The organism is Nonomuraea sp. NPDC049684, from assembly GCF_044465345.1.
GTDB lineage: Bacteria > Actinomycetota > Actinomycetes > Streptosporangiales > Streptosporangiaceae > Nonomuraea.
This window is the reverse complement of sequence record NZ_JBITLO010000026.1, coordinates 48,000-73,141: the sequence shown is the minus strand read 5'-3', so window position 1 is coordinate 73,141 and position 25,142 is coordinate 48,000. Positions and strand designations below refer to the sequence as shown.

Annotated in this window: 26 protein-coding genes, 1 tRNA gene and 1 riboswitch; of the genes, 13 read left to right on the top strand and 14 right to left on the bottom strand. The window is 70.3% G+C overall.

What is annotated here, in order from left to right; genetic code table 11:
- Positions 1-13 precede the first annotated feature (13 nt).
- Positions 14-571 (top strand): hypothetical protein, encoded by a 558-nt coding sequence (locus ACIBST_RS47285; protein ID WP_397180003.1) that lies wholly within the window; start codon positions 14-16, stop codon positions 569-571.
- A gap of 2 nt (positions 572-573) precedes the next feature.
- Here the strand turns inward: ACIBST_RS47285 and ACIBST_RS47280 are convergent, their stop codons facing one another.
- Together ACIBST_RS47280 and ACIBST_RS47275 are read right to left on the bottom strand one after the other, a co-directional pair.
- Positions 574-1,650: a hypothetical protein gene (locus ACIBST_RS47280; protein ID WP_397180002.1), complete on the bottom strand. Its 1,077-nt coding sequence runs from the start codon at positions 1,648-1,650 to the stop codon at positions 574-576.
- Between the two features lie 99 nt (positions 1,651-1,749).
- Positions 1,750-2,187 (bottom strand): hypothetical protein, encoded by a 438-nt coding sequence (locus tag ACIBST_RS47275; protein WP_352363324.1) that lies wholly within the window; start codon positions 2,185-2,187, stop codon positions 1,750-1,752.
- A gap of 219 nt (positions 2,188-2,406) precedes the next feature.
- Here ACIBST_RS47275 and ACIBST_RS47270 point away from each other — a divergent pair, with 219 nt between their 5' ends.
- Both ACIBST_RS47270 and ACIBST_RS47265 read left to right on the top strand, forming a co-directional pair.
- The gene (locus ACIBST_RS47270) at positions 2,407-2,943 is read left to right on the top strand and encodes a peptidylprolyl isomerase (protein ID WP_352363322.1); all 537 of its coding nucleotides are present in this window, start codon (positions 2,407-2,409) and stop codon (positions 2,941-2,943) included.
- Between the two features lie 112 nt (positions 2,944-3,055).
- Positions 3,056-3,919, top strand: a complete 864-nt coding sequence (locus ACIBST_RS47265) for a rhomboid family intramembrane serine protease (protein ID WP_397180001.1) — start codon at positions 3,056-3,058, stop codon at positions 3,917-3,919.
- Between the two features lie 34 nt (positions 3,920-3,953).
- Here the strand turns inward: ACIBST_RS47265 and ACIBST_RS47260 are convergent, their stop codons facing one another.
- Complete coding sequence (locus ACIBST_RS47260) at positions 3,954-4,199, bottom strand: cell division protein CrgA (RefSeq protein ID WP_125640971.1); 246 nt, start codon at positions 4,197-4,199, stop codon at positions 3,954-3,956.
- Positions 4,200-4,343: 144 nt separating this feature from the next.
- Between ACIBST_RS47260 and ACIBST_RS47255 the strand changes: the two genes are divergently transcribed.
- The 3 genes from ACIBST_RS47255 to ACIBST_RS47245 are packed head-to-tail and all read left to right on the top strand — an operon-like array spanning position 4,344 to position 5,696.
- The gene (locus tag ACIBST_RS47255) at positions 4,344-4,967 is read left to right on the top strand and encodes a class E sortase (RefSeq protein WP_397180000.1); all 624 of its coding nucleotides are present in this window, start codon (positions 4,344-4,346) and stop codon (positions 4,965-4,967) included.
- Position 4,968: 1 nt separating this feature from the next.
- Complete coding sequence (locus ACIBST_RS47250; protein ID WP_397179999.1) at positions 4,969-5,127, top strand: hypothetical protein; 159 nt, start codon at positions 4,969-4,971, stop codon at positions 5,125-5,127.
- Positions 5,124-5,696 (top strand): gamma-glutamyl-gamma-aminobutyrate hydrolase family protein, encoded by a 573-nt coding sequence (locus tag ACIBST_RS47245; RefSeq protein WP_358291014.1) that lies wholly within the window; start codon positions 5,124-5,126, stop codon positions 5,694-5,696. Before ACIBST_RS47250 ends, ACIBST_RS47245 begins: the two co-directional genes overlap by 4 nt.
- Positions 5,697-6,123: 427 nt before the next feature.
- Here ACIBST_RS47245 and pknB read toward each other — a convergent pair whose 3' ends face one another.
- The 7 genes from pknB to ACIBST_RS47210 all read right to left on the bottom strand — a co-directional run bounded on the left by pknB (position 6,124) and on the right by ACIBST_RS47210 (position 14,840).
- Positions 6,124-7,968, bottom strand: a complete 1,845-nt coding sequence (pknB, locus tag ACIBST_RS47240; protein WP_397179998.1) for a Stk1 family PASTA domain-containing Ser/Thr kinase — start codon at positions 7,966-7,968, stop codon at positions 6,124-6,126.
- 83 nt (positions 7,969-8,051) lie between these two features.
- Positions 8,052-9,422 carry a protein kinase gene (locus ACIBST_RS47235; protein ID WP_397179997.1) on the bottom strand — a complete coding sequence of 457 codons (1,371 nt, stop codon included), beginning with the start codon at positions 9,420-9,422 and terminating at the stop codon, positions 8,052-8,054.
- 21 nt (positions 9,423-9,443) lie between these two features.
- On the bottom strand, positions 9,444-10,904 hold the full coding sequence (locus tag ACIBST_RS47230) for a peptidoglycan D,D-transpeptidase FtsI family protein (protein ID WP_397179996.1): 1,461 nt from the start codon (positions 10,902-10,904) through the stop codon (positions 9,444-9,446).
- Positions 10,901-12,319 carry an FtsW/RodA/SpoVE family cell cycle protein gene (locus tag ACIBST_RS47225; RefSeq protein WP_397179995.1) on the bottom strand — a complete coding sequence of 473 codons (1,419 nt, stop codon included), beginning with the start codon at positions 12,317-12,319 and terminating at the stop codon, positions 10,901-10,903. Before ACIBST_RS47225 ends, ACIBST_RS47230 begins: the two co-directional genes overlap by 4 nt.
- Positions 12,320-13,615 carry a Stp1/IreP family PP2C-type Ser/Thr phosphatase gene (locus ACIBST_RS47220; RefSeq protein ID WP_397179994.1) on the bottom strand — a complete coding sequence of 432 codons (1,296 nt, stop codon included), beginning with the start codon at positions 13,613-13,615 and terminating at the stop codon, positions 12,320-12,322.
- Positions 13,612-14,082: an FHA domain-containing protein gene (locus ACIBST_RS47215; RefSeq protein ID WP_357693136.1), complete on the bottom strand. Its 471-nt coding sequence runs from the start codon at positions 14,080-14,082 to the stop codon at positions 13,612-13,614. The genes ACIBST_RS47220 and ACIBST_RS47215 overlap by 4 nt, the downstream gene beginning before the upstream one ends.
- A gap of 17 nt (positions 14,083-14,099) precedes the next feature.
- Complete coding sequence (locus ACIBST_RS47210) at positions 14,100-14,840, bottom strand: DUF3662 and FHA domain-containing protein (protein WP_125640997.1); 741 nt, start codon at positions 14,838-14,840, stop codon at positions 14,100-14,102.
- 198 nt (positions 14,841-15,038) lie between these two features.
- Here ACIBST_RS47210 and ACIBST_RS47205 point away from each other — a divergent pair.
- Together ACIBST_RS47205 and pdhA are read left to right on the top strand one after the other, a co-directional pair.
- A tRNA-Leu gene (locus tag ACIBST_RS47205) sits at positions 15,039-15,121 on the top strand.
- A gap of 389 nt (positions 15,122-15,510) precedes the next feature.
- A complete protein-coding gene (gene pdhA / locus ACIBST_RS47200) occupies positions 15,511-16,578 on the top strand; it encodes a pyruvate dehydrogenase (acetyl-transferring) E1 component subunit alpha (RefSeq protein ID WP_397179993.1) in 1,068 nt (355 codons plus the stop codon).
- Here the strand turns inward: pdhA and ACIBST_RS47195 are convergent.
- On the bottom strand, positions 16,548-17,594 hold the full coding sequence (locus ACIBST_RS47195; RefSeq protein ID WP_397179992.1) for a hemolysin family protein: 1,047 nt from the start codon (positions 17,592-17,594) through the stop codon (positions 16,548-16,550). The genes pdhA and ACIBST_RS47195 overlap by 31 nt on opposite strands.
- Positions 17,591-18,937, bottom strand: coding sequence for a hemolysin family protein (locus tag ACIBST_RS47190; RefSeq protein WP_397179991.1), 1,347 nt, complete (start codon positions 18,935-18,937; stop codon positions 17,591-17,593). The genes ACIBST_RS47195 and ACIBST_RS47190 overlap by 4 nt, the downstream gene beginning before the upstream one ends.
- Positions 18,938-19,181: 244 nt before the next feature.
- Between ACIBST_RS47190 and ACIBST_RS47185 the strand changes: the two genes are divergently transcribed.
- Complete coding sequence (locus ACIBST_RS47185; RefSeq protein WP_397179990.1) at positions 19,182-20,444, top strand: LCP family protein; 1,263 nt, start codon at positions 19,182-19,184, stop codon at positions 20,442-20,444.
- A gap of 46 nt (positions 20,445-20,490) precedes the next feature.
- Here ACIBST_RS47185 and ACIBST_RS47180 read toward each other — a convergent pair whose 3' ends face one another.
- Positions 20,491-21,141 carry a GPP34 family phosphoprotein gene (locus ACIBST_RS47180; protein ID WP_397179989.1) on the bottom strand — a complete coding sequence of 217 codons (651 nt, stop codon included), beginning with the start codon at positions 21,139-21,141 and terminating at the stop codon, positions 20,491-20,493.
- A gap of 22 nt (positions 21,142-21,163) precedes the next feature.
- Here ACIBST_RS47180 and ACIBST_RS47175 point away from each other — a divergent pair, with 22 nt between their 5' ends.
- The 4 genes from ACIBST_RS47175 (at position 21,164) to ACIBST_RS47160 (ending at position 24,563) form a co-directional block, all read left to right on the top strand.
- Positions 21,164-21,769: a TenA family protein gene (locus tag ACIBST_RS47175; RefSeq protein WP_397179988.1), complete on the top strand. Its 606-nt coding sequence runs from the start codon at positions 21,164-21,166 to the stop codon at positions 21,767-21,769.
- Positions 21,770-21,806: 37 nt separating this feature from the next.
- Positions 21,807-22,685: an Fpg/Nei family DNA glycosylase gene (locus ACIBST_RS47170; RefSeq protein ID WP_397179987.1), complete on the top strand. Its 879-nt coding sequence runs from the start codon at positions 21,807-21,809 to the stop codon at positions 22,683-22,685.
- Between the two features lie 26 nt (positions 22,686-22,711).
- On the top strand, positions 22,712-23,035 hold the full coding sequence (locus ACIBST_RS47165; RefSeq protein ID WP_352363287.1) for a rhodanese-like domain-containing protein: 324 nt from the start codon (positions 22,712-22,714) through the stop codon (positions 23,033-23,035).
- Between the two features lie 86 nt (positions 23,036-23,121).
- Positions 23,122-23,235, top strand: a riboswitch (TPP riboswitch).
- Positions 23,226-24,563: a purine-cytosine permease family protein gene (locus ACIBST_RS47160; RefSeq protein WP_397179986.1), complete on the top strand. Its 1,338-nt coding sequence runs from the start codon at positions 23,226-23,228 to the stop codon at positions 24,561-24,563. It overlaps the preceding riboswitch by 10 nt.
- Here ACIBST_RS47160 and ACIBST_RS47155 read toward each other — a convergent pair.
- Positions 24,549-25,121: a methylated-DNA--[protein]-cysteine S-methyltransferase gene (locus ACIBST_RS47155; protein WP_397179985.1), complete on the bottom strand. Its 573-nt coding sequence runs from the start codon at positions 25,119-25,121 to the stop codon at positions 24,549-24,551. The two genes, ACIBST_RS47160 and ACIBST_RS47155, sit on opposite strands and share 15 nt — an antisense overlap.
- Positions 25,122-25,142 lie beyond the last annotated feature (21 nt).

The window sequence follows — 25,142 nt, the reverse complement described above, 5'->3', positions numbered from 1 at the left end:
CTGAGGAGAATGCATGTTCAAGCGACGTCTCGCGGTCCTCGGCACGGTGGGGGTGCTCGCGCTCGCGGGCCTGGGCGGCTCCGCCCTGGCCGACGGAACCCCCGCCCCCGACGCCACCGCCGCGACCACCGTCACCACAGCGGCCGTGTCCTGCCGGACGCCGGACGGCAAGGAGATCAAGCTCGCCGACGGCCCGGTGGCCCGCGTGTTCGTCATGCGCGCCGAGAAGGGGGAGCGGGCGGACGGCGCGCCGGAACTCAAGGCCGAGCGCGGCCGCGTGATCGAACTCGCCCCCGGGACCGTCACCGAGGCCACCCCGACCACGCCTTCGGTCCCGGCCGCCCCGGCGGCCCCTCAGGCCGGCACCGAGGCCGCGCCGACCACCCCGAGCGCCACCCTTCCCGAGGGCGAGGCCGCACCCGCGGCCCCGAGCGCCCCCCTTCCCGAGGGCGAGGCGGCGCGGATGCTGCCGGCGCTGCCCGCGACCGAGCTTCCCCCGGGCGCCGTGAAGCTGGACGACCCCGGCAAGGTCGTCCACATCGTGTGCGCCTCGGCCGAGCCCGCCAAGTAGGTTCAGCCGGGGAACGACGGGTGCGGGCCGAGCGCCCAGTACTCGTACAGCCCGTAACCGACGAGCCCGTCGTACTCGAAGCGGCCGACGGCGTCGACCAGGCCCCACATCCTGGCGGCGTCGTCGGGCAGCCGGTACGTCACCCCCTGCACGACCGGCCCCGGCCCCTGGTACATGCCGTGCCGCCACTCCGGCTCCAGCCCGTACCCGGTGCCGGCCATGAGGTGGACCGGCAGCACCGGCGTGCAGCGCACCTCGAACGGCCTGCCGCCCGGCGGCGAGAACGCGATCACGGCGTCCACGACGTCCCGGGTGCCCGGGGCGTAGACCGGGCGGTAGTCCGGCCGGCCGAGGTACTCCTCCTCCCGCCCGTCCGTCCAGACGCGCACGGCCTCCTCCAGCAGCCGCCGGCCACGGTGGTCCTCCTGGATGATGCACAGGATGGCGTGGTCGTCGAACTTCATCGGCGCGTACAGCCAGTAGAACGTGCCGGGGTCGTTGGCCTGGATGCCGGGCGGCTCGGGCTCGCCGACCGGCCGCACGCCCCACGACCGGTCCCTGGTGCCGAGCCAGCGGTCGGGGGTGACCGGGATCACCTGGTCGCCGACGGTGATGCTGCCGGACCAGCGGCCGGTCTGGGCGAGCCGCACCGAGTCGAACATCACCCGTTCCTGCCGGCGCAGGTGGTGGCGGGGTTCTAGGGTCGCCGGGATCGTCCCCTCCCAGTCGAGCTCGAAGGAAAGGCCATGCTCGGTCGGCTCCAGGATCACGCGGAGCCGCTTGAGCCCTTCGATCACCTCGACCCGGAAGGGGCCGATCCCGGTGTCCATCCGGTCGGGGCCCAGCTCGCGCGAGGCCCGCACGACCCGGTGCAGGTCGCCGTGCCTGACGAGGGCGAAGGCGTCGGTGACGCCGAGGTTGGGGTACTGGCCGAGGCCGACGATCAGCATGAGCTCGTCGGTGCCTGCGTGGCAGTTGAAGTAGTAGCGGTCGTAGAAGTTGCGGTCGGAGGTGGCGACGTGCCGCATGACCTGGGCGGTCTGGTGCACGGGGTGATCGTCGAGTGGTGACAGCGCCATGCCCGGCTTTGTAGCAAGCGCTTGGTGAAGAGTCAACGGGGGCCGGAACGCGGAAGCGCGCCCCCGCTCGTGAGAGCGGAGGCGCGCTTCCGGTCCGGATCAGGGCATGTTGTGCGATGCCTGGTCCGTCTTGTTCTGCACGTTGGACGCCATCCGGTCCGCAGAATGCGCGGTCCGGTCCGCCTTCTCGCCGACCCAGCGTGATGCATCGGAGGCAGAGTCCTTCATGTGCTCGGTCCACTGCTGGGCGTTGCGGCGGTAGGCCATGTAGCCGATCGCGCCGACCGCAAGACCGGTCAGCAGCACCATCGTCGGCCACCGCCGTGACCGGGACGGTTTGGGGTCGATTCGCTTGGCCGCCGCCGACAGCATCCTGCTGACCTTGGGAGCGACCTGATCCTCGAACCCGTGCGCCGCGGCGTCGAGCCTCGGCGCCGCCCAGTAACGGGCGTCTTCGATGCGCTGTGCGGTGGCCACCTTGGCCTGGTCCGCCATTGGCGCCATGCGATGGCCGGTCTTGACGGCCTGGGCCTTCATGCGGCCCATCCACGTGGCGGGTACCTCTATTACCACGCGGCGTCTCTTCAGTGTCAGGGACACGACAACCTCCCCTGTCGTTGGGGCCCCGCGCTTGACCTTCCCTGGACAAGGCGGCTCAATCATGGCGGTCCATGGGAGGATGGCTCAGGAGGCCGAACGGCCATATTTCTCACAACATCACAAACAACCCTGTGCATAGAGGGGGGCAGCTGTCTCGTGGCTGAGAAGCTGATCGCAAATCTGAAGACCAATCGCGGCGATATCAAGGTCGAGCTTTTCCCGAACCAGGCGCCGAAGACCGTCCGGAACTTCGTGGAGCTCGCCGAGGGCACCCGCGAGTGGACGCACCCGGAGTCGGGTGAGAAGAGCACGGCCCGGCTGTACGACGGGACCATCTTCCACCGGGTCATCTCCGGTTTCATGATCCAGGGCGGCGACCCGCTCGGCCAGGGCATCGGCGGCCCCGGCTACGAGTTCGACGACGAGATCCACCCGGACCTCTACTTCAACCGGCCCTACCTGCTGGCCATGGCCAACGCGGGCGTCCGGTTCGGCAAGGGCACCAACGGCTCGCAGTTCTTCATCACGGTCGTGCCCACGCCGCACCTCAACGGCAAGCACACGATCTTCGGTGAGGTCGTCGAGGGCCAGGACGTCGTCGACGCCATCGCCAAGACCGACACCGACCGGCGTGACCGTCCCGTCCAGGACGTCGTCCTGGAGTCGGTCACCATCGAGCGCGTGCAGGGCTGAGCCCATCCCTGACGGGGGCGGGCCGTCCACGGGTCCCGCCCCCTTCGGGCAGGCATGTCACAGCCCTGATCGACAGCACACAGCTGGGGCTGGTACGTCATAGGCTCTGGACATGACCAGCCAGCCGCCCAGCCCGCCCTCGCAGCCCGAGCAGCCCGCCGAGGCGGTCCCCACGTGCTACCGGCATCCCGGCAGGGAGACCTGGGTCCGCTGCCAGCGCTGCGACCGGCCCATCTGCCCCGACTGCATGCGCGACGCCGCCGTGGGCTTCCAGTGCCCCGAATGCGTCGCCCAGGGCAGCCAGGGCTTCCGCCAGGCCCGCTCCACCTTCGGCGGCCAGGTCGTCGGCACGCCGTACGTCACCTGGGCCATCCTGGCCGTCAACGTCCTGGTCTTCGGCGCCCAGTACCTCGTGCCCGCCGTCACCGGCGCGCTGCAGATGTGGCCGGCCGGAGTGGCGGTCTTCGGCGACTACTACCGGCTGGTCAGCGCCGCGTTCGTGCACGCCGGCGTCTTCCACATCCTGTTCAACTGCTGGGCGCTCTACGTCGTCGGGCCCTACCTGGAGCGCGCCTTCGGCCACGTGCGCTACACGGCCCTCTACCTCGTCAGCGCCGTCGGCGGCAGCGTGCTCAGCCTCTGGCTCGACCCGCTCGGCCAGCCGACCGTGGGCGCGTCGGGAGCCATCTTCGGCCTCTTCGGCGCCGTCTTCGTGGTGGGCCGCAAGCTCAACATGGACGTACGCGGCATCGCCATGCTCATCGTGATCAACCTGGTGATCACCTTCGTGTTCCCGGGCATCAGCTGGACCGGGCACGTCGGCGGCCTGATCACCGGCTCGGTGCTGGCGGGAGCGATGGCCTACGCCCCCAAGAACAACCGGACCCTGTGGCAGGTGCTGGCGATCGCGGGAGCGCTGGCCGTGCTAGCCGTGCTCGTGATGGCCCGGACCTCGGCGATCCTGAGCTCGATCTGACTTCCCCAGGCTGTGGAAAAGACTGTGGAAAGAACTAACGCCAGCGGGTGGAAAGAACCACACCGAAGATGATGAAGACAAACCCGATCAGCAGGTTCCAGTTCTGGAGGTCGCTGAAGAAGGGCGCCTGCGGGGCGACGTAGTAGATCGCGATCCACAGGATGCCGATGATCCAGGACACCACCATGGTGGGCGCCAGCCAGCGCGGGCTGACCTTGACCTGCTGGGACTTCTGCGGCGGGGTGTAAACCGCCTTCTTGCGAGCCTTGGACTTGGGCACTGGGTAACTCCTGCTGAGGGCCTGGGCTTCCGGATCGTCCACAGGCTCTTCGTTAAGCGTAGTTGAAGCGTGCCCCAGGATAGTCGCCACGCGCACGACATGGCGATCCCCCGCGTCGGGAGATGTCATGAATACGCTGACGACATGCGGTCCATCTTCCGGGCCGTGGGGGAGCTGAGCATCACCGCCGGCCTGGTCCTCATGTTGTTCTGCGCCTACCTGCTCTGGGGCACCGGCGCCTACACCAGGAGCCAGCAGTTGCTGCTCCAGCGCGAGCTGGCCGCCGAGCGAGCCGAGCGCGACCGCGGCCGCATCGACAAGATCGAGCTCGGCAAGGCCGTCGCCATGCTCAGCATTCCGAGGCTCGGCCGCGACTACCGGTACGCCATCGTCGAGGGCGTGGACGCCGAGCACCTCAAGAAGGGCCCGGGACACTACCCCGACAGCGCCATGCCCGGCCAGATCGGCAACTTCGTGGTCTCGGGCCACCGGACCACGTACGCGGCCCCGTTCAAGGAGCTCGACGAGCTCGAACGCGGCGACGAGATCATCGTGGACGCCCCCGAGGCCCGCTACACCTACCGCGTCACGTCCCAGGACGTCGTGGAGCCCACGGAGGTGGACGTGCTCGCCCCCGTCCCCGGCAAGCCCGACATCCGTCCCATCCGCGCCTACATCACCCTCTCCACCTGCCACCCCGAGTACTCCGCCGCCCAGCGCCTCATCGTGTACGGCGTGCTCAAGAAGACCGAGCTCAGAAAGGAATGACATGTACGGCTGGATCTGGCGCAAACTGCCCGGCGACCCCCGTCGCAAGGTGCTGGCGGCCGCCTTGCTGGTCACGGTCGCGGGGGTCGTACTCTGGTATGCCGTGTTCCCGCTCCTGGAGCCGGCGGTGACGCTCGACGAGGTGACCGTAAGAAGATGACCCGCGTGCTGGTCGTGGACAACCACGACAGCTTCGTCCACACGATCGTCCAGTACCTGCGCGTGCTGGGCGCCGACTGCGACGTCCGTCCCCGCGACGTCGTGGACGTGCGCGACGGCGACGCCTTCGACGGCGTGCTCGTCAGCCCCGGGCCGGGCACCCCGGAGGCGGCCGGCGTGAGCGTGCCCCTGGTGCTGCGCGCGGCCGAGCGCGGGACGCCCCTGCTCGGCGTCTGCCTCGGCCACCAGGCCATCGCGGTCGCCTTCGGCGCCACCGTGGCCCGCGCGCCCGAACTGGTCCACGGGCGCACCAGCGCCGTGCACCACGACGGCAAGGGCGTCTTCGAGGGCCTGCCGTCGCCGGTGCCGATGACCCGCTACCACTCGCTCGCCGTGCTGCCGGAGACCGTCCCCGAGGTCCTCGACGTGACCGCCCGCACCGACGACGGGGTCATCATGGGCCTGCGCCACCGCCGGGCGCCCATCGAGGGCATCCAGTTCCACCCGGAGTCGGTGCTGTCCGAGCACGGTCACCGGCTGCTCGGGAACTGGCTGCACGGGATCGTGTAACGCCCGGCTCGCACAGAGCGACTACCAAATGAGCGCCCCCGCCGTTGCCCCCGAGCGGCGGGGGCGTTCCCACGCCCCCGACAAGCCAGAACACCCACATTCCACCCCTTCTGGCAGGACGGGCCGCTCGCCACCCCCGGCGCCTCTCACAGGACGGCCCTCTCGCCACCCCGGCCCTCCCGCAGGGCGGGACGCTCGCCCCCCGCTCCTTACAGCAAGACGGGAAACTCACCACCTCTCGGCCTTCCCGCAGCGCGGGCCGTCCGCCCCCTGCCCTTCTCGCGACGCGGGACGCTCGCCACTCCGCCCCTTCCGGCAGGGCGGGACACTCGGCCCCCGGCCCTACAGGCAAGGCGGAGTGGGCGTTGCGGTGGAACGCCGAAGGCCGCCCTTCCCCGGGTGGAGAGGAGCGGCCCTCGGTGGTAGGTCAGCCGTTGAGGCCGTCGTCGCCGATCGGGTTGTCCTCGGTCGGCTCGTCGGACGGGAAGTCCGTCTGGTCGTCGGTCGGTTGCTCGGTCGGCTGCTCGTTGGTGGGCGGCGGAGCCGTCTCGGGCCCGGTGGACACCACGATCGTGATCGTCGTGTTCGGCTGCAGCTTCTGCCCGGCACCCGGGTTCTGCTGGATGACCGTGCCCTCGGCCTGGTCGCTGGCCTGCGGCGACACCTTCACCTTGAAACCGGCGCCCTTGAGCGCGGCGATGGCGTCCTGCTGGGTGTAGCCGATCACGTCGGGCAGCTCGGTCAGCTCGAACGGCACGTAGAGCGTGACGCTGGTGTCCTTCTCGATCTCGGTGCCGGCCGCCGGCTTGGTCTCGAAGACCTTGCCCTGGGGCTTGGCGGACTGCTTGGTCTTGACCACGCCCTTCAGCCCGACGTCGTCGAGGGCCTTGATCGCGTCCTGGGTGCTCATGCCGATGAGCCCGTCGGGTACGGCGACCTTCTCCTTGCCCTTGGACACGAACAGCTTGACCGTGGCGCCCTTCTCGACCTTCTCGCCCTCCGCCGGCTCGGTCCTGATCACCGTGCCCTTGCCGAACTCGTCGCTGGCCTCCTGCACCACCTCGGGCTTCAGGCCCAGAGTGACGAGCGCCTGTTGCGCGGCCCCCTGCTTCTGCGTGGACAGGGCCGGGATGGTGACCGAGGCGTCGGTGGGCGCGGTCTTGGTGCCGAACACCAGGTAGCCGACCGTGACGAAGGCCCCGATGATCAGCAGCGGGATGATGATCCACAACGCTGTCTTGACCGCGTTGCCGCCACCGCCGCCGGACGCCCTGCGCCGCCCCACGCGGGAGCCGTCGCCGTCGCCGTACTCGTACGGCGGGACCGCGCCGGTGCGCTGCGTGGCCGGGCCCTGGGCCGCCTGGGTGGCGGTCATCATGCGGGTGCCCTGGTTGAAGTTCCCGGTCATCGCCATCGTCTGGGCGTCGACCGGCATGCCGGACATGGCCCGCTGGATGTCGGCCCGCATCTCGCCGGCGTTCTGGTAGCGGTGGGCCGGGTCCTTGGCCATGGCCTTGAGGACGATCGCGTCGGCCCACGCCGGGATCTCGCGGTCGATCTGCGAGGGCGGGATCGGCTCTTCGCGGACGTGCTGGTAGGCGATCGCCACCGGGGAGTCGCCGGTGAACGGCGGCTGGCCGGTGAGCAGCTCGTACAGCACGCAGCCGGTGGAGTAGATGTCGCTGCGGGCGTCGACGCGCTCGCCGCGGGCCTGCTCGGGCGACAGGTACTGGGCGGTCCCTATCACCTGCGCCGTCTGGGTCATGGTGGCGGCCGAGTCGGCCATCGCGCGCGCGATGCCGAAGTCCATCACCTTGACGTCGCCGGCGCGCGTGATCATCACGTTGGCCGGCTTGATGTCACGGTGGACGATGCCGCCGCGGTGGCTGTAGTCGAGCGCGCGCAGGATGCCGTCGACCAGCTCGGCCGCCCGCTCGGGCAGCAGCCGGCGGTCCTGGCGCAGCAGGTCGCGCAGCGTCCGGCCGTCGACGTACTCCATCACGATGTAGGGCACCGGGGTGCCGTCGGTGACGTCTTCGCCGGTGTCGTAGACCGCGACGACGGCGGGGTGGTTCAGTGAGGCCGCCGACTGCGCCTCGCGGCGGAAGCGGGCCTGGAAGGTGTGATCGCGCGCCAGGTCGGAGCGGAGGGTCTTGATCGCGACTATGCGGTCCAGCCGGATGTCTCGGGCGCGATACACCTCGGCCATGCCGCCGCGCCCGACGACACCGTCGAGCTCGTAACGACCTCCGAGTAGCCGAGGCTGAGTCATTTCCTGCACTGTCCCTTACCGTTCATCTTGGGTACCGGCCTGCTCGGGGGGCCGCCGGTGTCCATCATCGACCCCGTAGCGCATCACGTCTCCTCCTTCGGCGGGTTTGTGCCACCCGGGTCCGGCGAAGCGGTTGGTGTCGGAGTTGTCGGTGTCCTGCTGGGCGTTGGGGTGGTGGGGGTGGGAGTCGGGGTACGGGTGGTCGGGGTTGGCTTCGGTGTCGGCTTCTTCGTGGGAGTAGCCGACTTGCTTACCGTAGCCGACCGCGAGGGTACCGGCCGCGTCGACTTCACCGGAAGCGCCGGGGGTCGGCGCGTGTGCTTCTTGGTCCGCGTGGGCCTGAGCAGCTCAGGTGACTGCATCGGGGAGTGGCTCGGCTCGGCGATCTCCGGCAGGGGCGGCGGCGTCGTATCGCGGTTGGCGAACGTGATCGCGCTCAGCCCCACCGCGGCCACGCAACCGGCCGTCGCGACCAGCGCCAGCGTCCGCGCGCCGCGGCGGCTGCGGGCCGGCGGATCGGGCGGGCTCTGGACCGTCGTCGCCGGGGCGAGGCTCTCGGTCGCCCGCTGGTCCTCCGTGGCCGGCTCGCGCACCCGGAAACCCGCGGGGTCGGTGAACATGCTCAGGTCGGCGCCCTGCTCGACGCCCTCCACCAGCGACTGGCGCAGCACGTACGCCCGGTCGGCCGCCTCCAGCGCCGAGGCCGGACGCATCCCCGGCTCCTTGGACAGCAGCGTCATGACCAGGTCGCGCACCGGGACGGGCACGTCCGCGCCGAGCGGCGGCGGCTGCTCGTTGAGGTGCAGCAGCGCGATCGCCACCTGGCTGTCGGCCCGGAACGGCGTGTGGCCGGCCAGGCACTCGTAGGCCACCACGCCCAGCGAGTACAGGTCGGTCGCGGGCGTGAGCGGGAAGCCCTGGGCCTGCTCGGGGCTGACGTACTGGGCGGTGCCGAGCACGGTGCCGGTCTGCGTGACGGGCGCGGCCTCCAGGGCGCGGGCGATGCCGAAGTCGGTCACCTTGATCGTGCCCTCGCGGGTGACCAGCAGGTTGCCGGGCTTGACGTCCCTGTGGATGATCCCGGAGGAGTGGGCCGCGTGCAGCGCCTTGGCGGTCTGGTGCACCACGTCGAGCGCCACCTCGGGCCCGAGCGCGCCGTTGCGGCCCAGGATGGCCGACAGCGGCTCGCCGTGCACCAGCTCCATCACGAGATAGGCCAGATCGCTCTGCTCGCCGTAGTCGAAGATCTGGGCCACCCCGGGGTCGGCCAGGGCGGCGGTGAGCCGCGCCTCGTTGCGGAAGCGCTCGCGGAACGTGGGGTCGGCGTGCATGTGACTGCGCAGGATCTTGACCGCGACCTCGCGGCCCAGAAGCTCGTCACGGGCGCGCCACACCTCTCCCATACCGCCCGTGGCGATGCGGGAGAGCAGAAGGTAGCGGTTACGGAGCCGCATGACCCAGCACGTTACCGTCACTCACTTGTTCAGCACCGCCTCCAGCACAGCCTTTGCGATCGGGGCGGCGGTGTGGCCGCCCGTGGCCTCCGCGCCGACGTTGGCCGCGCCCGACTCGACGATGACCGCCAGCGCCACCTTCGGGTTCTCTGCGGGCGCGAAGGAGATGAACCAGGCGTGCGGCGGCGCGCCGTTGCTGGTCTCCGCGGTGCCGGTCTTGCCGCCCACCTGGACGCCCGGCACCTGCGCGAGGTTGGCCGTGCCGTTGTTGACCACGCTGACCATCATGTCGCGGAGCTTGCTCGCCGTCTCGGAGCTGACCGCCTCGGTCAGCTCCTCGGGCTTGGCCTCCTCCATGACGTCGTTCTTGGAGTCGGTGATCTTGTTCACCAGGTACGGCTTCATCACCTTGCCGTCGTTGGCGATGCCGGCCGCGATCATGGCCATCTGCAGCGGCGTCATCCGGTTGTCGCGCTGGCCGATCGAGGCCATCGCGAGCGCGGCGTCGTCGTACTTGCTGCCGAAGTCGCTCTGGGCCACCGACATCGGCACGCCGATCTGCTTGCCCATGCCGAACTTCTCGGTCTGCTCGTTGAGCTTGTCGTAGCCCAGCTGCATGCCGATCTTGGCGAACGGCGTGTTGCAGGACTTCTCCAGCGCGTACACGAGCGGCACCTGGCCGGCGCCGCAGGCCGCGCCGCCGTAGTTGGGCAGGCTGATGTTCGTGTTGGGCAGCGGCAGCCGCTGCGGCGCGTCGACCGTGGTGTCGCCGCCGCGCGAGGAGTCGTCCTCCAGGTACGCCGCCGCCGTCACGACCTTGAACGTCGACCCCGGCGGGTACGTCTGGGCGATGGCCCGGTTGAGCAGCGGCTGGCTCTTGTCCTTGTCCAGCTCGTTGTAGCGGGAGAACACCGTGCCCTTGTCGGTGCCCGACAGCTCGGCCGGGTCGAAGGTGGGCAGCGAGACCATCGCGAGGATGCCGCCCGTCCGCGGGTCGAGCGCCACCAGCGCGCCGCGCTTGCCACTGGCGCGCAGCGCGTCGTAGGCCGCCTTCTGCGCCTTGGGGTTGATCGTCAGGTCGACGTTCGCGCCCCTGGTCGGCTCGCCCGTGAACAGGTCGATGCTGCGCCGCAGCAGCAGGTCGGCGCTGGAGCCGTCGAGCAGCTTGTTCTCGGCCCCCTCGATCGCGCTCGCGCTCTCGGGCGAGAAGTAGCCGGTGACGTGCGCGTAGAGCTTGCCGTCGGTGTACTTCCTGACGAAGCGGAAGTTCTTGCTGTCGGTCTCCACCGACTGGGCGATCACCTTGCCGCCGGCGGTGATGCGGCCGCGCTCGACGGCGTAGCGCTCGTAGTAGTTGCGGCGGTTGCTCGGGTTGGAGCGGTAGTCGTCGGCGCGGACCGCCTGGAGGATGTTCACGTTGATCATCAGGAGCGCGAACATGACCAGGCAGGCCACGGCCGCACGCTTCAGAGTGCTGTTCATCGCTGGAACACCTGGGTGAGTCCTTCGTTCTGGATCGCCTGGGGCGGGGGCCGTCGCGCCGCGTCCGACATGCGTACCAGCAGCGCGATAAGGATCCAGTTAGCCAGCAGCGCCGAGCCGCCCTGCGACATGAACGGGGTGACCAGGCCGGTCAGGGGGATGAGGTTCGTCACGCCGCCGACGATGATGAACACCTGCCAGGCCAGGATGAACGACAGGCCGCCCGCCAGCAGCTTCGAGAACGGGTCGCGGGCCACGAGCGAGGTGCGCAGGCCGCGCTCGACCAGCAGCGCGTAGAGCATGAGCAGCGCCATCAGGCCGGTCAGCCCGAGCTCCTCGCCGGTCGCGGCGAAGATGAAGTCGGAGAAGCTCAGCGGGATCAGGTCGGGGTGCCCCTGGCCGAGCCCGGTGCCGAGGATGCCGCCCGCGCCGAACCCGAACAGCCCCTGCATGATCTGGTAGCTCTTGCTGCACATCGGGTCGCCCGCGCCGCCCTGCTGGCAGACGGGGTCGGTGCCGAAGTAGATCGGGTTGCTCGGGTCGAGCCAGGCGTCGAAACGCGCGCCCACGTGGTCGAAGACCTGCCCGGCGAGGAAGGCGCCGCCGACGAACAGCAGGACGCCGATGAGCACCCACGAGGTGCGCTGGGTGGCGATGTAGAGCATCGCGATGAACGTGCCGAACAGCAGCAGCGAGGTGCCGAGGTCCTTCTCGAAGACCAGCACCAGCAGGCTGAGGCCCCAGGTCACCAGGACCGGGCCGAGGTCGCGGGCACGCGGCAGGTCGATGAAGAGCAGCCGCCGCCCGGCCAGCGCCAGCACGTCGCGCTTGGCCACCAGATAACCGGCGAAGAAGACCACCAGCGCCAGCTTGGCGAACTCGCCCGGCTGGATGGAGAAGCCGCCGATGCGGATCCAGATCTTGGCGCCCTGGACCTCGCTGAGCGAGCCGGGCAGCAGCGCCGGGATCGCCAGCAGCACCAGGCCCACCGCGCCCGCCGTGTACGTCAGGCGTTGCAGCATGCGGTGGTCGCGCAGCACGATCAGCGTGATCGAGAACATCACGACGCCGACGCCGGTCCACATGATCTGGTTGGCCGTGGAGGCGCCGCCCATGTCGGCCGACTCCAGCCGGTAGATCATCACCAGCCCGAGGCCGTTGATCAGGGTCACCAGCGGCAGGATCAGCGGGTCGGCCCATGGCGCGAACTTGGCCAGCACCAGGTAGGCCGCCAGCATCAGGCCGCCCAGGCCCAGGCCGTAGGCCAGCATGCCGGCCGGCACCTTGCCGTCGACGGCCAGGCCGACGTTGGCGTAGGCGCCCATGATGATCAGCACCGCCATGGCGAGCAGGACCAGCTGGGCCACCCGCCGTTTGGCCGGCATCGGGACGGGGGTCGCGAGCATTTCTGCCATTTATTGCGATTTCGTCTTGGTGGCGGTGGGCGTGGGCGACGTGGCCGTGGTGCTCGTGTCGCCCTTGTCGCCCGTGTCGTCCTGGGAGAACTTCAATCCGTTTATCTTCGTCACGCCTTCGTTGACGTCGGTGACGGGGATGCCGCTCTTGATCAGGGCCTGGTCCGCCGGGGACAGCTTGGAGAGCGGACGGCCGGTGCGCTTCTCCACGTGGAAGAACTCGATCGGCCCCACCTCCTGCTTGATCCCCTGGAAGATGACCACTTCGTCGCCCCTGGCACCGACGAAGAACTGGTCCTGGGTCCACTGCCATCCGAGGTAACCGCCGGCGCCCAAGGCGACGGCGCCCACCCCGAGCACGGTGACCAGCACGGGCCACACACGACGGCGCCGCCCCGACCGCCGGGTCGCCTGCGCGACCGGCTCGTCGAAGTCGTCACCGTCGGCGATCGCCGGCTGGGGTGCGGTCACCGCGCTCACTCGCCCCGGCTGGGTCTCCGGGGCGCCTCCTCGTAGCCTGGTCATCCCCGCGGCGCCGACGACCGCCGCCTCCACGGGAACCTCCTGGCCGTCGCTGATCTCCAGCACGTCGGCGAGCACGCACGTGATGTTGTCGGGCCCGCCGCCCCGGTTCGCCAGATCGATGAGCTGGCGGACCACCTCTTCGGGGTCGTCGATGTTGGTCAGCGTGGCGTGCAGCGTCTCGGCGCTCACCACGCCCGACAGGCCGTCGGAACAGAGCAGGTAGCGGTCGCCCACCTGCGCCTCGCGCAGGGTGAGGTCGGGATCGACCTCGCCGCTGCCGTCGAGCGCGCGCAGCAGGATCGATCGTTGGGGGTGCGTGGCCGCCTCTTCGGGCGTGATGCGCCCGTCGTCGACGAGCTGCTGCACCAGGGTGTGGTCATGGGTGATCTGGTAGAGCTCGCCGCGTCTCAGGAGGTAGGCGCGCGAGTCGCCCACGTGCACCAGGGCGACCTGGGTGCCGTTCCAGAGCATGGCGGTGAGCGTCGTGCCCATGCCTTTGAGGCTGGGATCCCGCCCGACCATCTCGTGCAGCCGGCGATTGGCGTCGCGCACCGCTGCCTCAATGGCGTTGAGCAGGTCACCCCCCTGTTGGGCCTCTTCCAGAGAGGCCATGGCGGCGATGGCGACAGAGCTCGCCACCTCGCCGTGTGCGTGCCCGCCCATGCCGTCGGCGACGGCCAGCAGGCGGCCGCTAGCGTACGCCGAGTCCTCGTTCCCTTCGCGGAGGAGGCCGACGTCCGAGCGGGCGGCGTAGCGGAGTGCGATGGTCATTTGCGCAATTCAATGACTGTCTTGCCGACGCGGATCGGAACACCGAGCGGCACCGGGGTCGGACGGGTGACTTTCGAGCGGTCGAGATACGTGCCGTTGGTCGAACCGAGATCTTCCACGATCCACTGACCGTCCTGAGGGAAGAGCCGGGCATGCCGGCTGGATGCGTAGTCGTCGCTGACTACCAGCGTGGCGTCGTTCGCCCGGCCAATGGTGATGGGCGTCTCCGTGAGGTTAATGGTGGTGCCCTGCAATGGGCCACCGGTAACGATGAGCTGGCGTGGCTCGCCCTTCTTGCTCTTGGGCTTGGCCACCGGTTTGGCGGGCTTCACGGCTTTGCGCGGGCCCGCGGGAGCCGTGCGTGAACCGAACAAGTCAGTCCGGATCACGCCGACTGCGGCAATGACGAAAAACCACAGCACCGCCAGGAAGGCGAGCCGGATCAGCAGCAGCGTGAGCTCGGACATGGACCGTCTGTCTACCCCTAATCGCGCCGGAACACCAGAGTCGTGCGTCCCAGCGTCACTCGCGTGCCGTTCTGGAGCTCGATTCTGCGTACCGGCTGGCCGTTGACGAAGGTGCCGTTCGTCGAACCGAGATCGACGAGGGCCACGAGCTGCCCCTCGACGCGCAGCTCCGCATGGTGCCGCGACACTCCCGGATCGACAAGACGAAGATCGCAGTCGGTGCCCCTGCCGAGCAAGGTCACCGGCGTGGTGAGCTCGTAGGAGCGGTCGCCCTGCGGGTCGTCCTGGGTGGAGACGAGCAGCCTGGGCCGCCCGTTGAAGGCCCCGGGCCTGGACGGGGGCAGGTCGCTCGCCGGCTGGCGGATCTCGTCCTGCTCGACCGTCGCGCCGCGGATGACGCCGGACCGGATGCGGAACAGGCCCACAGCCAGGTCTCCGGCGGTCTCGAAGCGCACCCGGACCGGTCCCACGAAGGAGTAGCCCTGTTCCTTGGCGTACTCCCTGGCGAGGTTGGCCAGCTCGTGGCTGATGCTGTCGGCGTAGACCTCAAGCCGTTCGCTGTCGGTCGTGGACAGCTCCACCACGAAGTCGTTGGGCACGAGCGTCCGGCCCTGTGCGACGATCGCCGCCCGCTCGTCCATCTCCCGTTGAACCGCGCTGGCGACCTCGACCGGCTGAAGGTCAGATTTGAACGCCCGCGCAAAGGCCCCCTCAACCAAGCCTTCGAGCCTTCGCTCGAAGCGCTGAAGGACTCCCACCGGGTACCTCCCTTCTTCCCTGCATATGATCGCGGCCCCAGACGCTTCCGGCGCCCGGTTTCCGCTCGTCCCACGTGGCGGCGTCGTGACGCTCGTTGCCAGTCGCGCCCAGCTCCTCCGCTTCCGTGTCTTCTGCGATCGTATCCGGGTTCAGTACCAGTGGCTGTTCCGTGCTACTGTTTCTCCGCACCCACAAACGGGCGGGTGGCGGAACGGCAGACGCGCACGGTTCAGGTCCGTGTGTCCGAAAGGACGTGAGGGTTCAAATCCCTCCTCGCCCACTCGGTGACTAGGGGATCCTTGGTCGCCGGCCTTACAGGTCGGCTCCCTCGGGTCCCCTCGTCATATCTCCCCGGGGGATAACCCCCGGACCCCCAGGGGGACAAGCTTTCGGGGGATTCTCCCCCGGGCCCCCATCCACGCGGGTTGCTCATCTCCTGGGCCTGGCCCACAGTTTCGTACCGGGTCCTGGTGCGCAAGGGTCCTGGGCTTTCTTTCTTGTGACGTGGCACTTGGACTTTAGGTCAGCCGGCTTGCAGGGAACTTTCTGGTGGCTTGCGTGATTTAGGTCACATTGGATTGGTGGGCGGGTTCGGGTGATCCTGAGGGCTACGGCAAACTGTGGCCGCTGGGTTTCCGTTCAGGGGGTTGCCGCACAATGGATGACTCGATGGTTCAGCTGCTCACGCCCTCCGGTGAGCGTGTGGAGCATCCCGAATATCCGCTGGTCGTCTCGGATGATGAGATCCGGGATCTTTACCGGGATCTCGTGGCCGTCCGGCGGATCGACTCCGAGGCCGTCGCGCTCGCCCGTCAGGGGGAGCTGGGGCTGTGGACGTCACTGCTCGGGCAGGAGGCCGCCCAGGTCGGCTCCGGGCGCGCCATCGGGGATCTGGACGCCGTCTTCCCCTCCTACCGGGAGCACGGGGTCGCCTACTGCCGGGGGATGGACCCCCTCGACGTGGTCGCCATGTGGCGCGGCGTCAACCACGGCGGCTGGGACCCGTCCCGGCACAACTTCTTCCTGTACACGATCGTCATCGGGACGCAGGCGCTGCACGCCACCGGTTACGCGATGGGCATGCAGCGCGACGGCGTCATCGGCACCGACAAGGCCGGGGCGACCATCGTCTACTTCGGCGACGGCGCCACCTCCCAGGGCGACGTGAACGAGGCGTTCGTCTTCGCGGGCGCCTGCCACGCGCCGATCGTGTTCTTCTGCCAGAACAACCAGTGGGCCATCTCCGAGCCCCAGGAACGCCAGTCGCGGATCCCGCTGTACCGCAGGGCCGAGGGCTTCGGGTTCCCCGGCGTCCGGGTCGACGGCAACGACGTGCTGGCCTGCCTGGCGGTCACGCGCAAGGCGCTGGCCGACGCCCGGTCGGGGCAGGGGCCCACGCTCGTCGAGGCGTTCACGTACCGGATGGGGGCGCACACCACCTCCGACGACCCCACCCGCTACCGGGCCAAGGACGACGTCGAGGCGTGGCGGCGGCGCGACCCCATCGAACGGGTCAGGGCGTACCTGACCGCGGCCGGCACCGGCGACGACTTCTTCCGCGAGGTCGAGGCCGACGCCGCCAAGATCGGGGCCGAGCTGCGCAGGCGGCTGCTCGAACTGCCCGACCCCGCCCCTTCGGCGATCTTCGAGCACGTCTACGCCGAGCCGCACCCGCTCATCGAGGCCGAGCGGGCGCAGCACGCCGCCTACCTCGACGGGTTCGCCGCCGGGGAGTAGGCGCGCGAGGCGGCCTTAGTGTCCAGGAGCTCGCCCAGCAGGTCCGTGAGGCTCACCATGCCGATGACCGCGCCGCCCTGGCCGGTGACCAGCGCCAGGTGCGCGCGGGCCTCCTGAAGGGCCGTCACGGCCTCGGGCACCTGCGTGACGCACGCGAGCCTCGGCAGCGGCCTGGCGAGCTCACCGGCCGTACGCGCGGGCTGAAGGAGGGCGTCGCGGGCGTGCAGGACGCCCTCGATCCCGGCCGGACCGCCCACCAGCAGCCGCAGGTGGCCGCTGCCCGCAGCCTTGGCCCTGATCTGGGCCGACCCGGCGGACGGCGGCACCTTCACGGCCCGGTCGATCGGCACCATCAGGCGCTCGATGCCCTCGGCCTGCAGCCGCAGCGCGCGGGTGAGCAGGTCGTGCTCCTCGCGGTCGAGCAGGCCCATCCGGCCCGACTCGCCCACCAGCATGGCGAGCTGCCGGGGCGTCCTGGTGGTGGCCAGCTCGTCGCGCGGCTGCACGCCGAACAGGCGCAGGATCAGGTTCGTCAGCCCGTTGAGCGACGACAGCAGCGGGCGCATGAGCTGGGTGAACCCGCGGAACGGCAGCGTCAGCAGCAGCGCCGCCCGCTCGGGGTGCGTCAGCGCCCACGACTTGGGCGCCATCTCGCCCACCACCATGTGCAGGAACGTCACCAGCGCCAGCGCGATCGTCAGCGCGATCGGCATGCGCAGCGACTCCGGCACGCCGACGGCGGCGAAGACCGGCTCCAGGAAGTGCTCGATGGCCGGCTCGGTGACCTGGCCGAGGCCCAGCGTGCACAGGGTGATGCCGAGCTGCGCGCCGGCCAGCATGAGCGAGAGCTGACGCCCGCCGCCCACCGCCGACTTGGCCGCGACCCGGACCAGGCGGTTGCCGCCCGAGGCCATCTCCTCCAGACGGTGCCGCCTGGCGGAGACGAACGCGAACTCGGCGGCCACGAACAGCGCGTTGAACAGCAGCAGCGCGAGGCTGACCAGGATCATCGTCATCGGGACGCCTCCGCGTGCTGCACGGGCGCGAGCCGCACCCATTCGGGCACCCGGCGGTTGAGCGACATGACGGTCAGCTCGGCCAGGTGCTCGGCCGCGTCGTCGGCGAACGGGTCGGCGTCGCCCTCGATCGGGACGGTCACCACGTCGCCGGGGTCGGGCATCCGGCCCAGCCGGGCCAGCACCAGGCCGGCGAGGGTGTCGTAGTCGTCGCTCTCCGGCAGCGCGACGCCGGTCGCGCGCTCGACCTCGTCCAGCCTGAGCCAGCCGGGCACCTCCCAGACGCCGCCGGGCCGCTCGACGGCGCCGGCCGGCTCCGGGTCGTTCTCGTCGACGAGCTCGCCGACCAGCTCCTCGGCCAGGTCCTCGACGGTGAGCACGCCGGCCAGGCCGCCGTACTCGTCGATGACGCAGACGATGTCGTCGTCGGCCGCCCGCATCCGGTCGAGGACGGCCGGCAGCGGCAGCGAGTCGGGCACCAGCAGCGCGGGCCGGGTGATGCTGCCGACCAGGCCCTCGTCCAGGCCGGACGCCAGCAGTTCGCGCACGCCCGTCACGCCCACCACGTCGCCGTCGTGGCCGATGACGGGGTAGCGGGAGTGGCCGCGTTCGCGCATGACCTCCAGCAGCTCGGAGATGGGCTGGGAGTCGCGCAGCGCCACCACGCGGGGGCGCGGCACCATGATCTCCTCGGCGCTGTGGTCGCCGAACTCCAGGGCGCGCTCCAGCAGCTCCGACAACCTCGGGGGCAGCTCGCCCGCCTGGGTCGACTCCTCGATGATCCGGGAGAGCTCCTCGGGGGTGGCCCCGTGCTCGACCTCCTCGACCGGCTCGATGCCGACGCGGCGGAGCAGCCCGGTGGCGGCCGAGTCGAACAGCTTGACCACCGGCCCCACGACCGCCAGGTAGACCAGCGTGGACCCGGCCAGGAACTTGGCCACCGGCTCGGGCCTGGCGATGCCGAGGTTCTTCGGCGCCAGCTCGCCGAGCACCATCTGCACCACGGTCGCCACGAACACGCCGGCGGCCACGGACAGCCCCGTGATCGCCGCGTCGGGCAGGCCCGTGCCGTCGAGCCAGGGCCGTACCAGGACGGAGATGGCCGGCTCGGCCAGGAAACCGACGAGCAGGGCCGTGACGGTGATGCCGAGCTGGGCGCCCGAGAGCATGAACGAGAGCCGGGAGGTCACCTGGAGCGCCTTTTCGGCCTGGGCGTCACCGGCGGCGGCCTGCTCGCGCAGGAGGCCCCGGTCGGCGGCGACGAAGGCGAACTCCTGGGCGACGAAGTACCCGGTGGCGGCGGTGAGGAGGAAAAGGGCCAGCAGGCCGAGATAGGCGCTCACCGGGGTGAGCCCTCAGAGGAACCCGTGCCGAGGCACGGGCCAAGACTCCACGAGTCCGGAGCGGACACGATCATCCCTTCGATAGAGGTCGTCCATAACGCTAACGACGCAGTCCGCGTCTATGTTTCCGCAGTGACTCTCAGCTAGTTGTGTGTACTTGTCCGTGGGAGAAACTTGGTGAGATGTCTTCACTGCCAGGGGGTTGGACGTAGCGTCTATGGCATACCGAAGGGAAGAAGGCGAAGTGTCTGAGGACGACCGTACGCGGGCCATGCGCTCGCCGGGCGACGGCCGCCCGCTGCCACCGAGGCCCGGCGACGGGCAGCGCTCCGGTGGCGCACCCGCCCACCGGGTCCCGCCGGGCGTGCCGAACGCGGCCACGTCCAAGCTGCCCGCCTACTCCGACGAGCAGCAGTCGCCGCCGCCTCCACCGCCTCCCCGCTCGGGCAAGGTCTACGGACGCGAGCGCGCCGGGAACACCCCGGTCAAACCGCTCAGGGCGGCGGGCGAGCCCGCGCCGAAGGAGCCGCGCGGGCCCAGGGGGCCGCGGGTGCGCGGCCGGACCGTCCTGAAGATCGTCGCGGGCCTGGTCGCGCTGCTCCTGGTGGCGGCCGTGGGCCTGTTCTTCTGGATCAACTCCAGGCTGGCGGGCATCGACGGGGTGCTCGACGAGTACGCGGGCCGGCCCGCCGACACCCCCGGCACCAACTGGCTGCTGGTCGGCTCCGACAGCCGCAAGGGCCTGACCGCGGCCGAGCGCAAGAAGCTGGCCACCGGGCGCGCGGTCGGGCAGCGCACCGACTCGATGATGCTGCTGCACATCTCCGACAACGGCGACAAGCCCACCCTGGTCAGCCTTCCGCGCGACTCGGCGGTGACCATTCCGGGGCGCGGGCGCGACAAGCTCAACGCGGCGTACGCGGCCGGCGGGCCGAAGCTGCTGGTCCGCACGGTCGAGACCGTCACCGGCGTGCACGTCGACAACTACATGGAGATCGGCTTCGCCGGCTTCGTGGACATCGTGGACGCGATCGGCGGCGTCGAGATCAACGTGCGGGCCGACGTCGACGACCCCAAGGCCGGGCTCAAGCTCAAGAAGGGCAAGCAGGTGCTCAACGGCTCCCAGGCCCTCGGCTACGTACGCACCCGCAAGGGCGGCGCGCTGCCGGACTTCGAGCGCACCAAGCGGCAGCGGCAGTTCCTCGGCGCGGTGGTGAAGAAGGCGGCCAGCCCGGGCGTGCTGATCAACCCGTTCACCTCGATCCCGCTGGCCATGAGCGCCACCGACGCGGTCGAGGTCGACTCCGGCACCGGCGCGTTCGACATGCTCTCGCTGGGGCTGGCGATGGGCGACAGCCCGGTCACGACCGTGGTGCCGTTCGGCGGGAACGAGATCGTGGCCGGCGGCGGCGCGGCGATCAAGTGGGACCGGCTCAAGGCGCTGGCCCTCTTCGACGCGCTGAAGGCGGACAAGCCCGTGCCGAAGGAGATCGTGGACGCCGGCTGACCTGCCCCGCGAGGCGCGAGCCTCGCGGGGAGCGCCCGTGCCCGGCTCAGGTCGTGGTGGCGGCGACGACCGCGGCGGTGGAGGCGGTGACGGCGACGGCGGCGGTGATGGCGGCGATGGTCTTGGCGACCGCCTGGCCGGCCCACTCGCCCTCGGCGATCTCCTTGACGCGCTCGCGGTCGGCGCCGGGGAAGGCTTTGCGGTCGAGCTTCGCCGCGTGCATGATCGCGATCAGCGTGGCGGTGCGCTCGTCGGGGTCGGCGCCGGCGAGGACGGCCGTGACGCGCTCGCGCACGTCGGCCTCCACCTGGGGGTCCGCCTCCGGCCAGCGCGTGGTCGGGAAGATCCCCAGGATCCGGCCGCGCTCCTCGGTCAGCACGCCCGCCTCGGCGAGCCTGGTGAGCAGGCGCCTGCGCAGCTTGTCCGACTGCAGCCGCTGCACCCACCACGCGGGCTTCCTGGCCTTGCCGTCCTCGGCCATGCGGGCGAGGGCGGCGTCGAGCTCCGCGTCGCCCAGCGGGGTGGGGTCCTTCACCGTCACCTTGTCGTCGGCCAGCTCGACGCGGCCCGCGGCGGCCAGCTCGGCGAGGATCGCGCCACCGAGCGCGGGGTGGAGCTGGACGCCCCCGATGAGCTGTTTGCCTTCTTCCTCGTCGTGGGCGAGGAGGAGGAGTTCTTCGGCAATCGTCACGGTCATGTCCCGACACTAACCTCCCAGCATGAGCATTTCGGAAAGACTTCACGCGATCGGCCGCCCCCTGCTCCAGGCGCAGCTCGACCATCCCACGGTGGCCGGCATCGGGCGTGGCGACCTGCCGGAGCCGGTCTTCCGGTCCTGGCTGGAGCAGGACTACCTGTACCTGCTCGACTATGTGCGGGTGTTCTCCAGACTGGCCTGGCAGGCGCCGGACGGGCATCTGGGGGACCTGGTGGATCTGGCGTACGCGACGTACCACGACGAACTGCGTCTGCATCGGTCGTTGTCGGCGGAGTTCGGGGCCGATCTGGACAATGCGGTGAAGGGGCCGGCGTGCGTGGCGTACACGACGTTCCTGCTGGAGGCGGCGGGGTCCTACGGGGAGGGGTTGGCCGCGCTTTATCCGTGTATGTGGGGATATTCGAGTCTTGGGAAGATCCTCGCCGAGAACCCGCCCGCCGAGCCGCGGTACCGGGCCTGGGTGGACACCTACGCCGACCCGGCGTTCGCGGCGCTGACCGTACGGATCGGGCAGATGATCGACGAGGCCGACCCCGACCCCGTACGGGCGGAGGCGCTGTTCGCCGAGGGCATGGCACACGAGCTCGCCTTCTGGGACGTGCCGTAGTCGCGTGCCGGCCCGGCGCTCGCCATACCCTGGGGGCATGCCGGAACTTCCCGAGGTGGAGTCGCTCACCAACTTCCTGCGCGAGCGGGCGGTCGGCCGTTCGATCGCGGGCGTCGACGTCGTCGGCTTCCAGGCGCTCAAGACGTTCGATCCGCCGGTCACGGCGCTCGGCGGGCTCACCGTCACGGGCGTGTCGAGGCACGGCAAGTTCCTCGACCTCGACTGCGACGGCCTGCACCTGATCATCCATCTGGCCCGCGCCGGCTGGCTGCGCTGGCGCGACGACCTGACCGGCGCGCGGCCGGTGCGGCCGGGCAAGGGGCCGCTGGCCGTCCGCGTACGGCTGGCGCCCGGCGACGACGGCCTGGCACCCGGGTTCGAGCTGACCGAGGCCGGCACGCAGAAACGGCTGGCCGTCTACGTCACCGACAAGCCGGAGGACGTGCCCGGCATCGCCGCCCTGGGCCCCGACCCGCTCGACGACGCCTTCACCGTCGAGGCGCTCAAGCGCATCGTGGGCGGCAACCGCACCCAGATCAAGGGGCTGCTGCGCGACCAGAAGGTGATCGCGGGCATCGGCAACGCCTACTCCGACGAGGTGCTGCACGCGGCGAAGATGTCGCCGTTCAAGATCGCCGCGACGCTGACCGACGCGCAGATCGCCGACCTGCACGAGGCCATCGTGACGACGTTGCGCGACGCCGTCGAACGGGCGCACGGGCTGGCCGCCAAAGACCTCAAGGCGGAGAAGAAGTCCGGGCTGCGCGTGCACAACCGGGCCGGACAGCCGTGCGACGTGTGCGGCGACACGATCCGCGAGGTGTCCTTCGCCGACTCCGCGCTCCAGTACTGCCCCACCTGCCAGACGGGCGGCAAACCGCTGGCCGACCGGCGGATGTCGCGCCTGCTCAAGTAGGGTCCCGGGCGCGGGATGATGGAGGCATGACCGTTCCAGAGATCGACGTCACCGCCGTTCCCGACGACGCCTACCTGCTCGACGTCCGCGAGCAGGACGAGTGGCTGGCCGGCCACGCCCCCGAGGCCGTGCACATCCCCATGTCGCAGATCCAGGGCCGGGTCGAGGAGGTGCCCGCCGACCGCACGGTCTACGTGGTGTGCCGGGTCGGCGGCCGGTCGATGCAGGTCACGGCGTGGCTCAACCAGCTCGGGCGCGACGCCGTCAACGTGGGCGGCGGCATGCAGTCGTGGGAGTTCGCGCGCCGTCCGATGGTCAGCGAGACCGGCCAGGAGCCCTTCGTGGCCTGAATGTCCGCCTGGATGTCCGTCTGAATGCCCCCCGAATGCCTCACTGTGGCGGTTCCGCCGCCATTGAGGCATGATGAGGGCGCCAACTGCATAGTCGCGGGAGCTCGGGGTGCCGGGCTGAGAGGGCAGCAACACAGCCGCTGCCGACCGCCTGAACCTGTCCGGGTAATGCCGGCGTAGGGAGTGTGCGATGACGCATGTCGTCGACGAAGTTCCGCTGACCCTTGACGGCGCGCCCCCCAAGACCCTCGGCGTCCTCGACCAGGGCGCGCTCTGGGCCAACCTCGGTGTCAGCCTCCTCGGCTTCTCCGGCGCGCTCGTCCTGATCGATCCTCTGGGCAACGCGCCGCTCAGCCTCGTGGCCGCGCTCACGGCCGCCGTGGTCGGCAGCCTCATCGGCACGGCCATGGTCGGCCTGTCGGCCATCCCCGGCACGCAGACCGGGCGGCCGGCGATGGTGCTGCTGCGCGGGCTGTTCGGGGCGAAGATGTCGTACGTCCCGTCCGTGCTGAACATCGTGCAGATGCTCGGCTGGGGGGCCTTCGAGCTCTGGGTGATCGCCAAGGCCGCGAACGCGATCTTCGGGAGCGTCCCGTACCAGGTGTGGGTGGTGGTGGCGGGGGTGCTGACCACCGCGCTCGCCGTCTGGCCGCTCGGGTCGATCAGGCTGCTGCGCCGGTACGTGACCGCGGGCGTGATCGTGTCGCTGATCTGGTTCACCGTGTCGTTCATGGGCGAGGCGCCGACGTACACGGGCGGGTCGTGGACGGCCTTCGCCCCGGCCGTCGACTACGTCATCGCCCTGTCGGTGTCGTGGGTGCCGATGGCCGCCGACTTCGCCAGGCACTCGCGCTCCAGCCGGGCCGCCTTCACCGGCGTCGTCGGCGGCTACACCGTCGCCCAGGTCGCCTGCCTGGCCCTCGGCGTGTACGCGGTGGCCATCGCGGGCGCCCAGGCGGTCCAGGCCGACGGCATGGTGGTGTTCCAGCCGTTCGTCGCGGCGCCGCTGGGCGCGCTGTTCTTCGGCATCCTGGTGCTGCGCGAGACCGACCAGTCCTTCGCCAACGTCTACTCCACCACCGTCTCGCTGCAGAACCTGATGCCGAAGGTCGACCGGCGGATCGTCTCCACGGCGATCGGCGTGCTCACCACCGCGATCGCCCTGGTCGTGGACGTCACCTCATATGGCGCGTTCCTCGGGGTGATCGGCGCGGTGTTCGTGCCGATGTTCGCGGTGCTGGCCGTCGACTACTTCGTGCTCGGCGGCGCCGCCCGCTGGAACACCGCCGAGGACGCGCCCTCGCGCTGGCTGATGCTGCTGCCGTGGGCGCTGGGCTTCGCCGCCTACTGGTTCACCACCTCGACGCCCACGGTCGCCGGCTGGGACGACTTCTGGGCCTCCGCCCGCGACGCCGTCGGCTTCACCCGGGAGCCGTGGATGAACGGCGCGCTCGGCGGCGCGCTGGTCGCGGCCCTGGTGACGCTGCTCATCGGCGTGCTCGGCCGGCGCCGCTCAGCGGCCCGCTGAGGCCCGGCGTTCGACGTTGAGCAGGTGCTGCTTGGCGGCCACGCCTCCGGCGTAGTCGCCGAGCTCGCCGTCCTCACGGACCACCCGATGACAGGGCACGATCACGCACACGGGGTTGGCGCCGACCGCGTTGCCGACCGCGCGAAGGGCGCGCGGCCGTCCGATGCTCGCGCCGATCTCCTCGTACGTCGTGGTCGTGCCGTAGGGCACGGCCATGGTCTTCTGCAGCACGGTACGGGCGAACGGCGTGGCCAGCGCGAGGTCGACCGGCGTGGCGAAGGTGCGCAGCCGGCCGGAGAAGTAGGCGTCGAGCTCCCGGCGCACCGGGTCGAGGCGGCGGGCGTCGGGCCCGATGAACGTGCCGACCTCCTTGGCCACCCGCTCGAACACGGTGTTCTCGGCCTCGAAACTGCAGGCCGCGATCCCCTTACCGGTCACCGCGAGCACCAGCCTGCCCACCGCGCCGTCGTAGGTGCCGAACGCGATCTGCGGCGGCCCCTCGCCCTTGTAGGTGCTGGAGGTCACTCTCAGCAGGGCATCGAGGTCGCTGCTCGACATGCCTCTCACCCGTTTCAGCCA

Excerpts from the sequence above, each read along its gene's own strand:
- ACIBST_RS47285 (WP_397180003.1), top strand. The coding sequence starts at position 14 with ATGTTCAAGCGACGTCTCGCGGTCCTCGGCACGGTGGGGGTGCTCGCG.
- ACIBST_RS47280 (WP_397180002.1), bottom strand. The coding sequence starts at position 1,650 with ATGGCGCTGTCACCACTCGACGATCACCCCGTGCACCAGACCGCCCAG.
- ACIBST_RS47275 (WP_352363324.1), bottom strand. The coding sequence starts at position 2,187 with ATGAAGGCCCAGGCCGTCAAGACCGGCCATCGCATGGCGCCAATGGCG.
- ACIBST_RS47265 (WP_397180001.1), top strand. The coding sequence starts at position 3,056 with ATGACCAGCCAGCCGCCCAGCCCGCCCTCGCAGCCCGAGCAGCCCGCC.
- ACIBST_RS47255 (WP_397180000.1), top strand. The coding sequence starts at position 4,344 with ATGCGGTCCATCTTCCGGGCCGTGGGGGAGCTGAGCATCACCGCCGGC.
- ACIBST_RS47250 (WP_397179999.1), top strand. The coding sequence starts at position 4,969 with ATGTACGGCTGGATCTGGCGCAAACTGCCCGGCGACCCCCGTCGCAAG.
- ACIBST_RS47245 (WP_358291014.1), top strand. The coding sequence starts at position 5,124 with ATGACCCGCGTGCTGGTCGTGGACAACCACGACAGCTTCGTCCACACG.
- pknB (WP_397179998.1), bottom strand. The coding sequence starts at position 7,968 with ATGACTCAGCCTCGGCTACTCGGAGGTCGTTACGAGCTCGACGGTGTC.
- ACIBST_RS47235 (WP_397179997.1), bottom strand. The coding sequence starts at position 9,422 with ATGCGGCTCCGTAACCGCTACCTTCTGCTCTCCCGCATCGCCACGGGC.
- ACIBST_RS47230 (WP_397179996.1), bottom strand. The coding sequence starts at position 10,904 with ATGAACAGCACTCTGAAGCGTGCGGCCGTGGCCTGCCTGGTCATGTTC.
- ACIBST_RS47225 (WP_397179995.1), bottom strand. The coding sequence starts at position 12,319 with ATGGCAGAAATGCTCGCGACCCCCGTCCCGATGCCGGCCAAACGGCGG.
- ACIBST_RS47220 (WP_397179994.1), bottom strand. The coding sequence starts at position 13,615 with ATGACCATCGCACTCCGCTACGCCGCCCGCTCGGACGTCGGCCTCCTC.
- ACIBST_RS47215 (WP_357693136.1), bottom strand. The coding sequence starts at position 14,082 with ATGTCCGAGCTCACGCTGCTGCTGATCCGGCTCGCCTTCCTGGCGGTG.
- pdhA (WP_397179993.1), top strand. The coding sequence starts at position 15,511 with ATGGTTCAGCTGCTCACGCCCTCCGGTGAGCGTGTGGAGCATCCCGAA.
- ACIBST_RS47195 (WP_397179992.1), bottom strand. The coding sequence starts at position 17,594 with ATGACGATGATCCTGGTCAGCCTCGCGCTGCTGCTGTTCAACGCGCTG.
- ACIBST_RS47180 (WP_397179989.1), bottom strand. The coding sequence starts at position 21,141 with ATGACCGTGACGATTGCCGAAGAACTCCTCCTCCTCGCCCACGACGAG.
- ACIBST_RS47175 (WP_397179988.1), top strand. The coding sequence starts at position 21,164 with ATGAGCATTTCGGAAAGACTTCACGCGATCGGCCGCCCCCTGCTCCAG.
- ACIBST_RS47170 (WP_397179987.1), top strand. The coding sequence starts at position 21,807 with ATGCCGGAACTTCCCGAGGTGGAGTCGCTCACCAACTTCCTGCGCGAG.
- ACIBST_RS47165 (WP_352363287.1), top strand. The coding sequence starts at position 22,712 with ATGACCGTTCCAGAGATCGACGTCACCGCCGTTCCCGACGACGCCTAC.
- ACIBST_RS47160 (WP_397179986.1), top strand. The coding sequence starts at position 23,226 with ATGACGCATGTCGTCGACGAAGTTCCGCTGACCCTTGACGGCGCGCCC.
- ACIBST_RS47155 (WP_397179985.1), bottom strand. The coding sequence starts at position 25,121 with ATGTCGAGCAGCGACCTCGATGCCCTGCTGAGAGTGACCTCCAGCACC.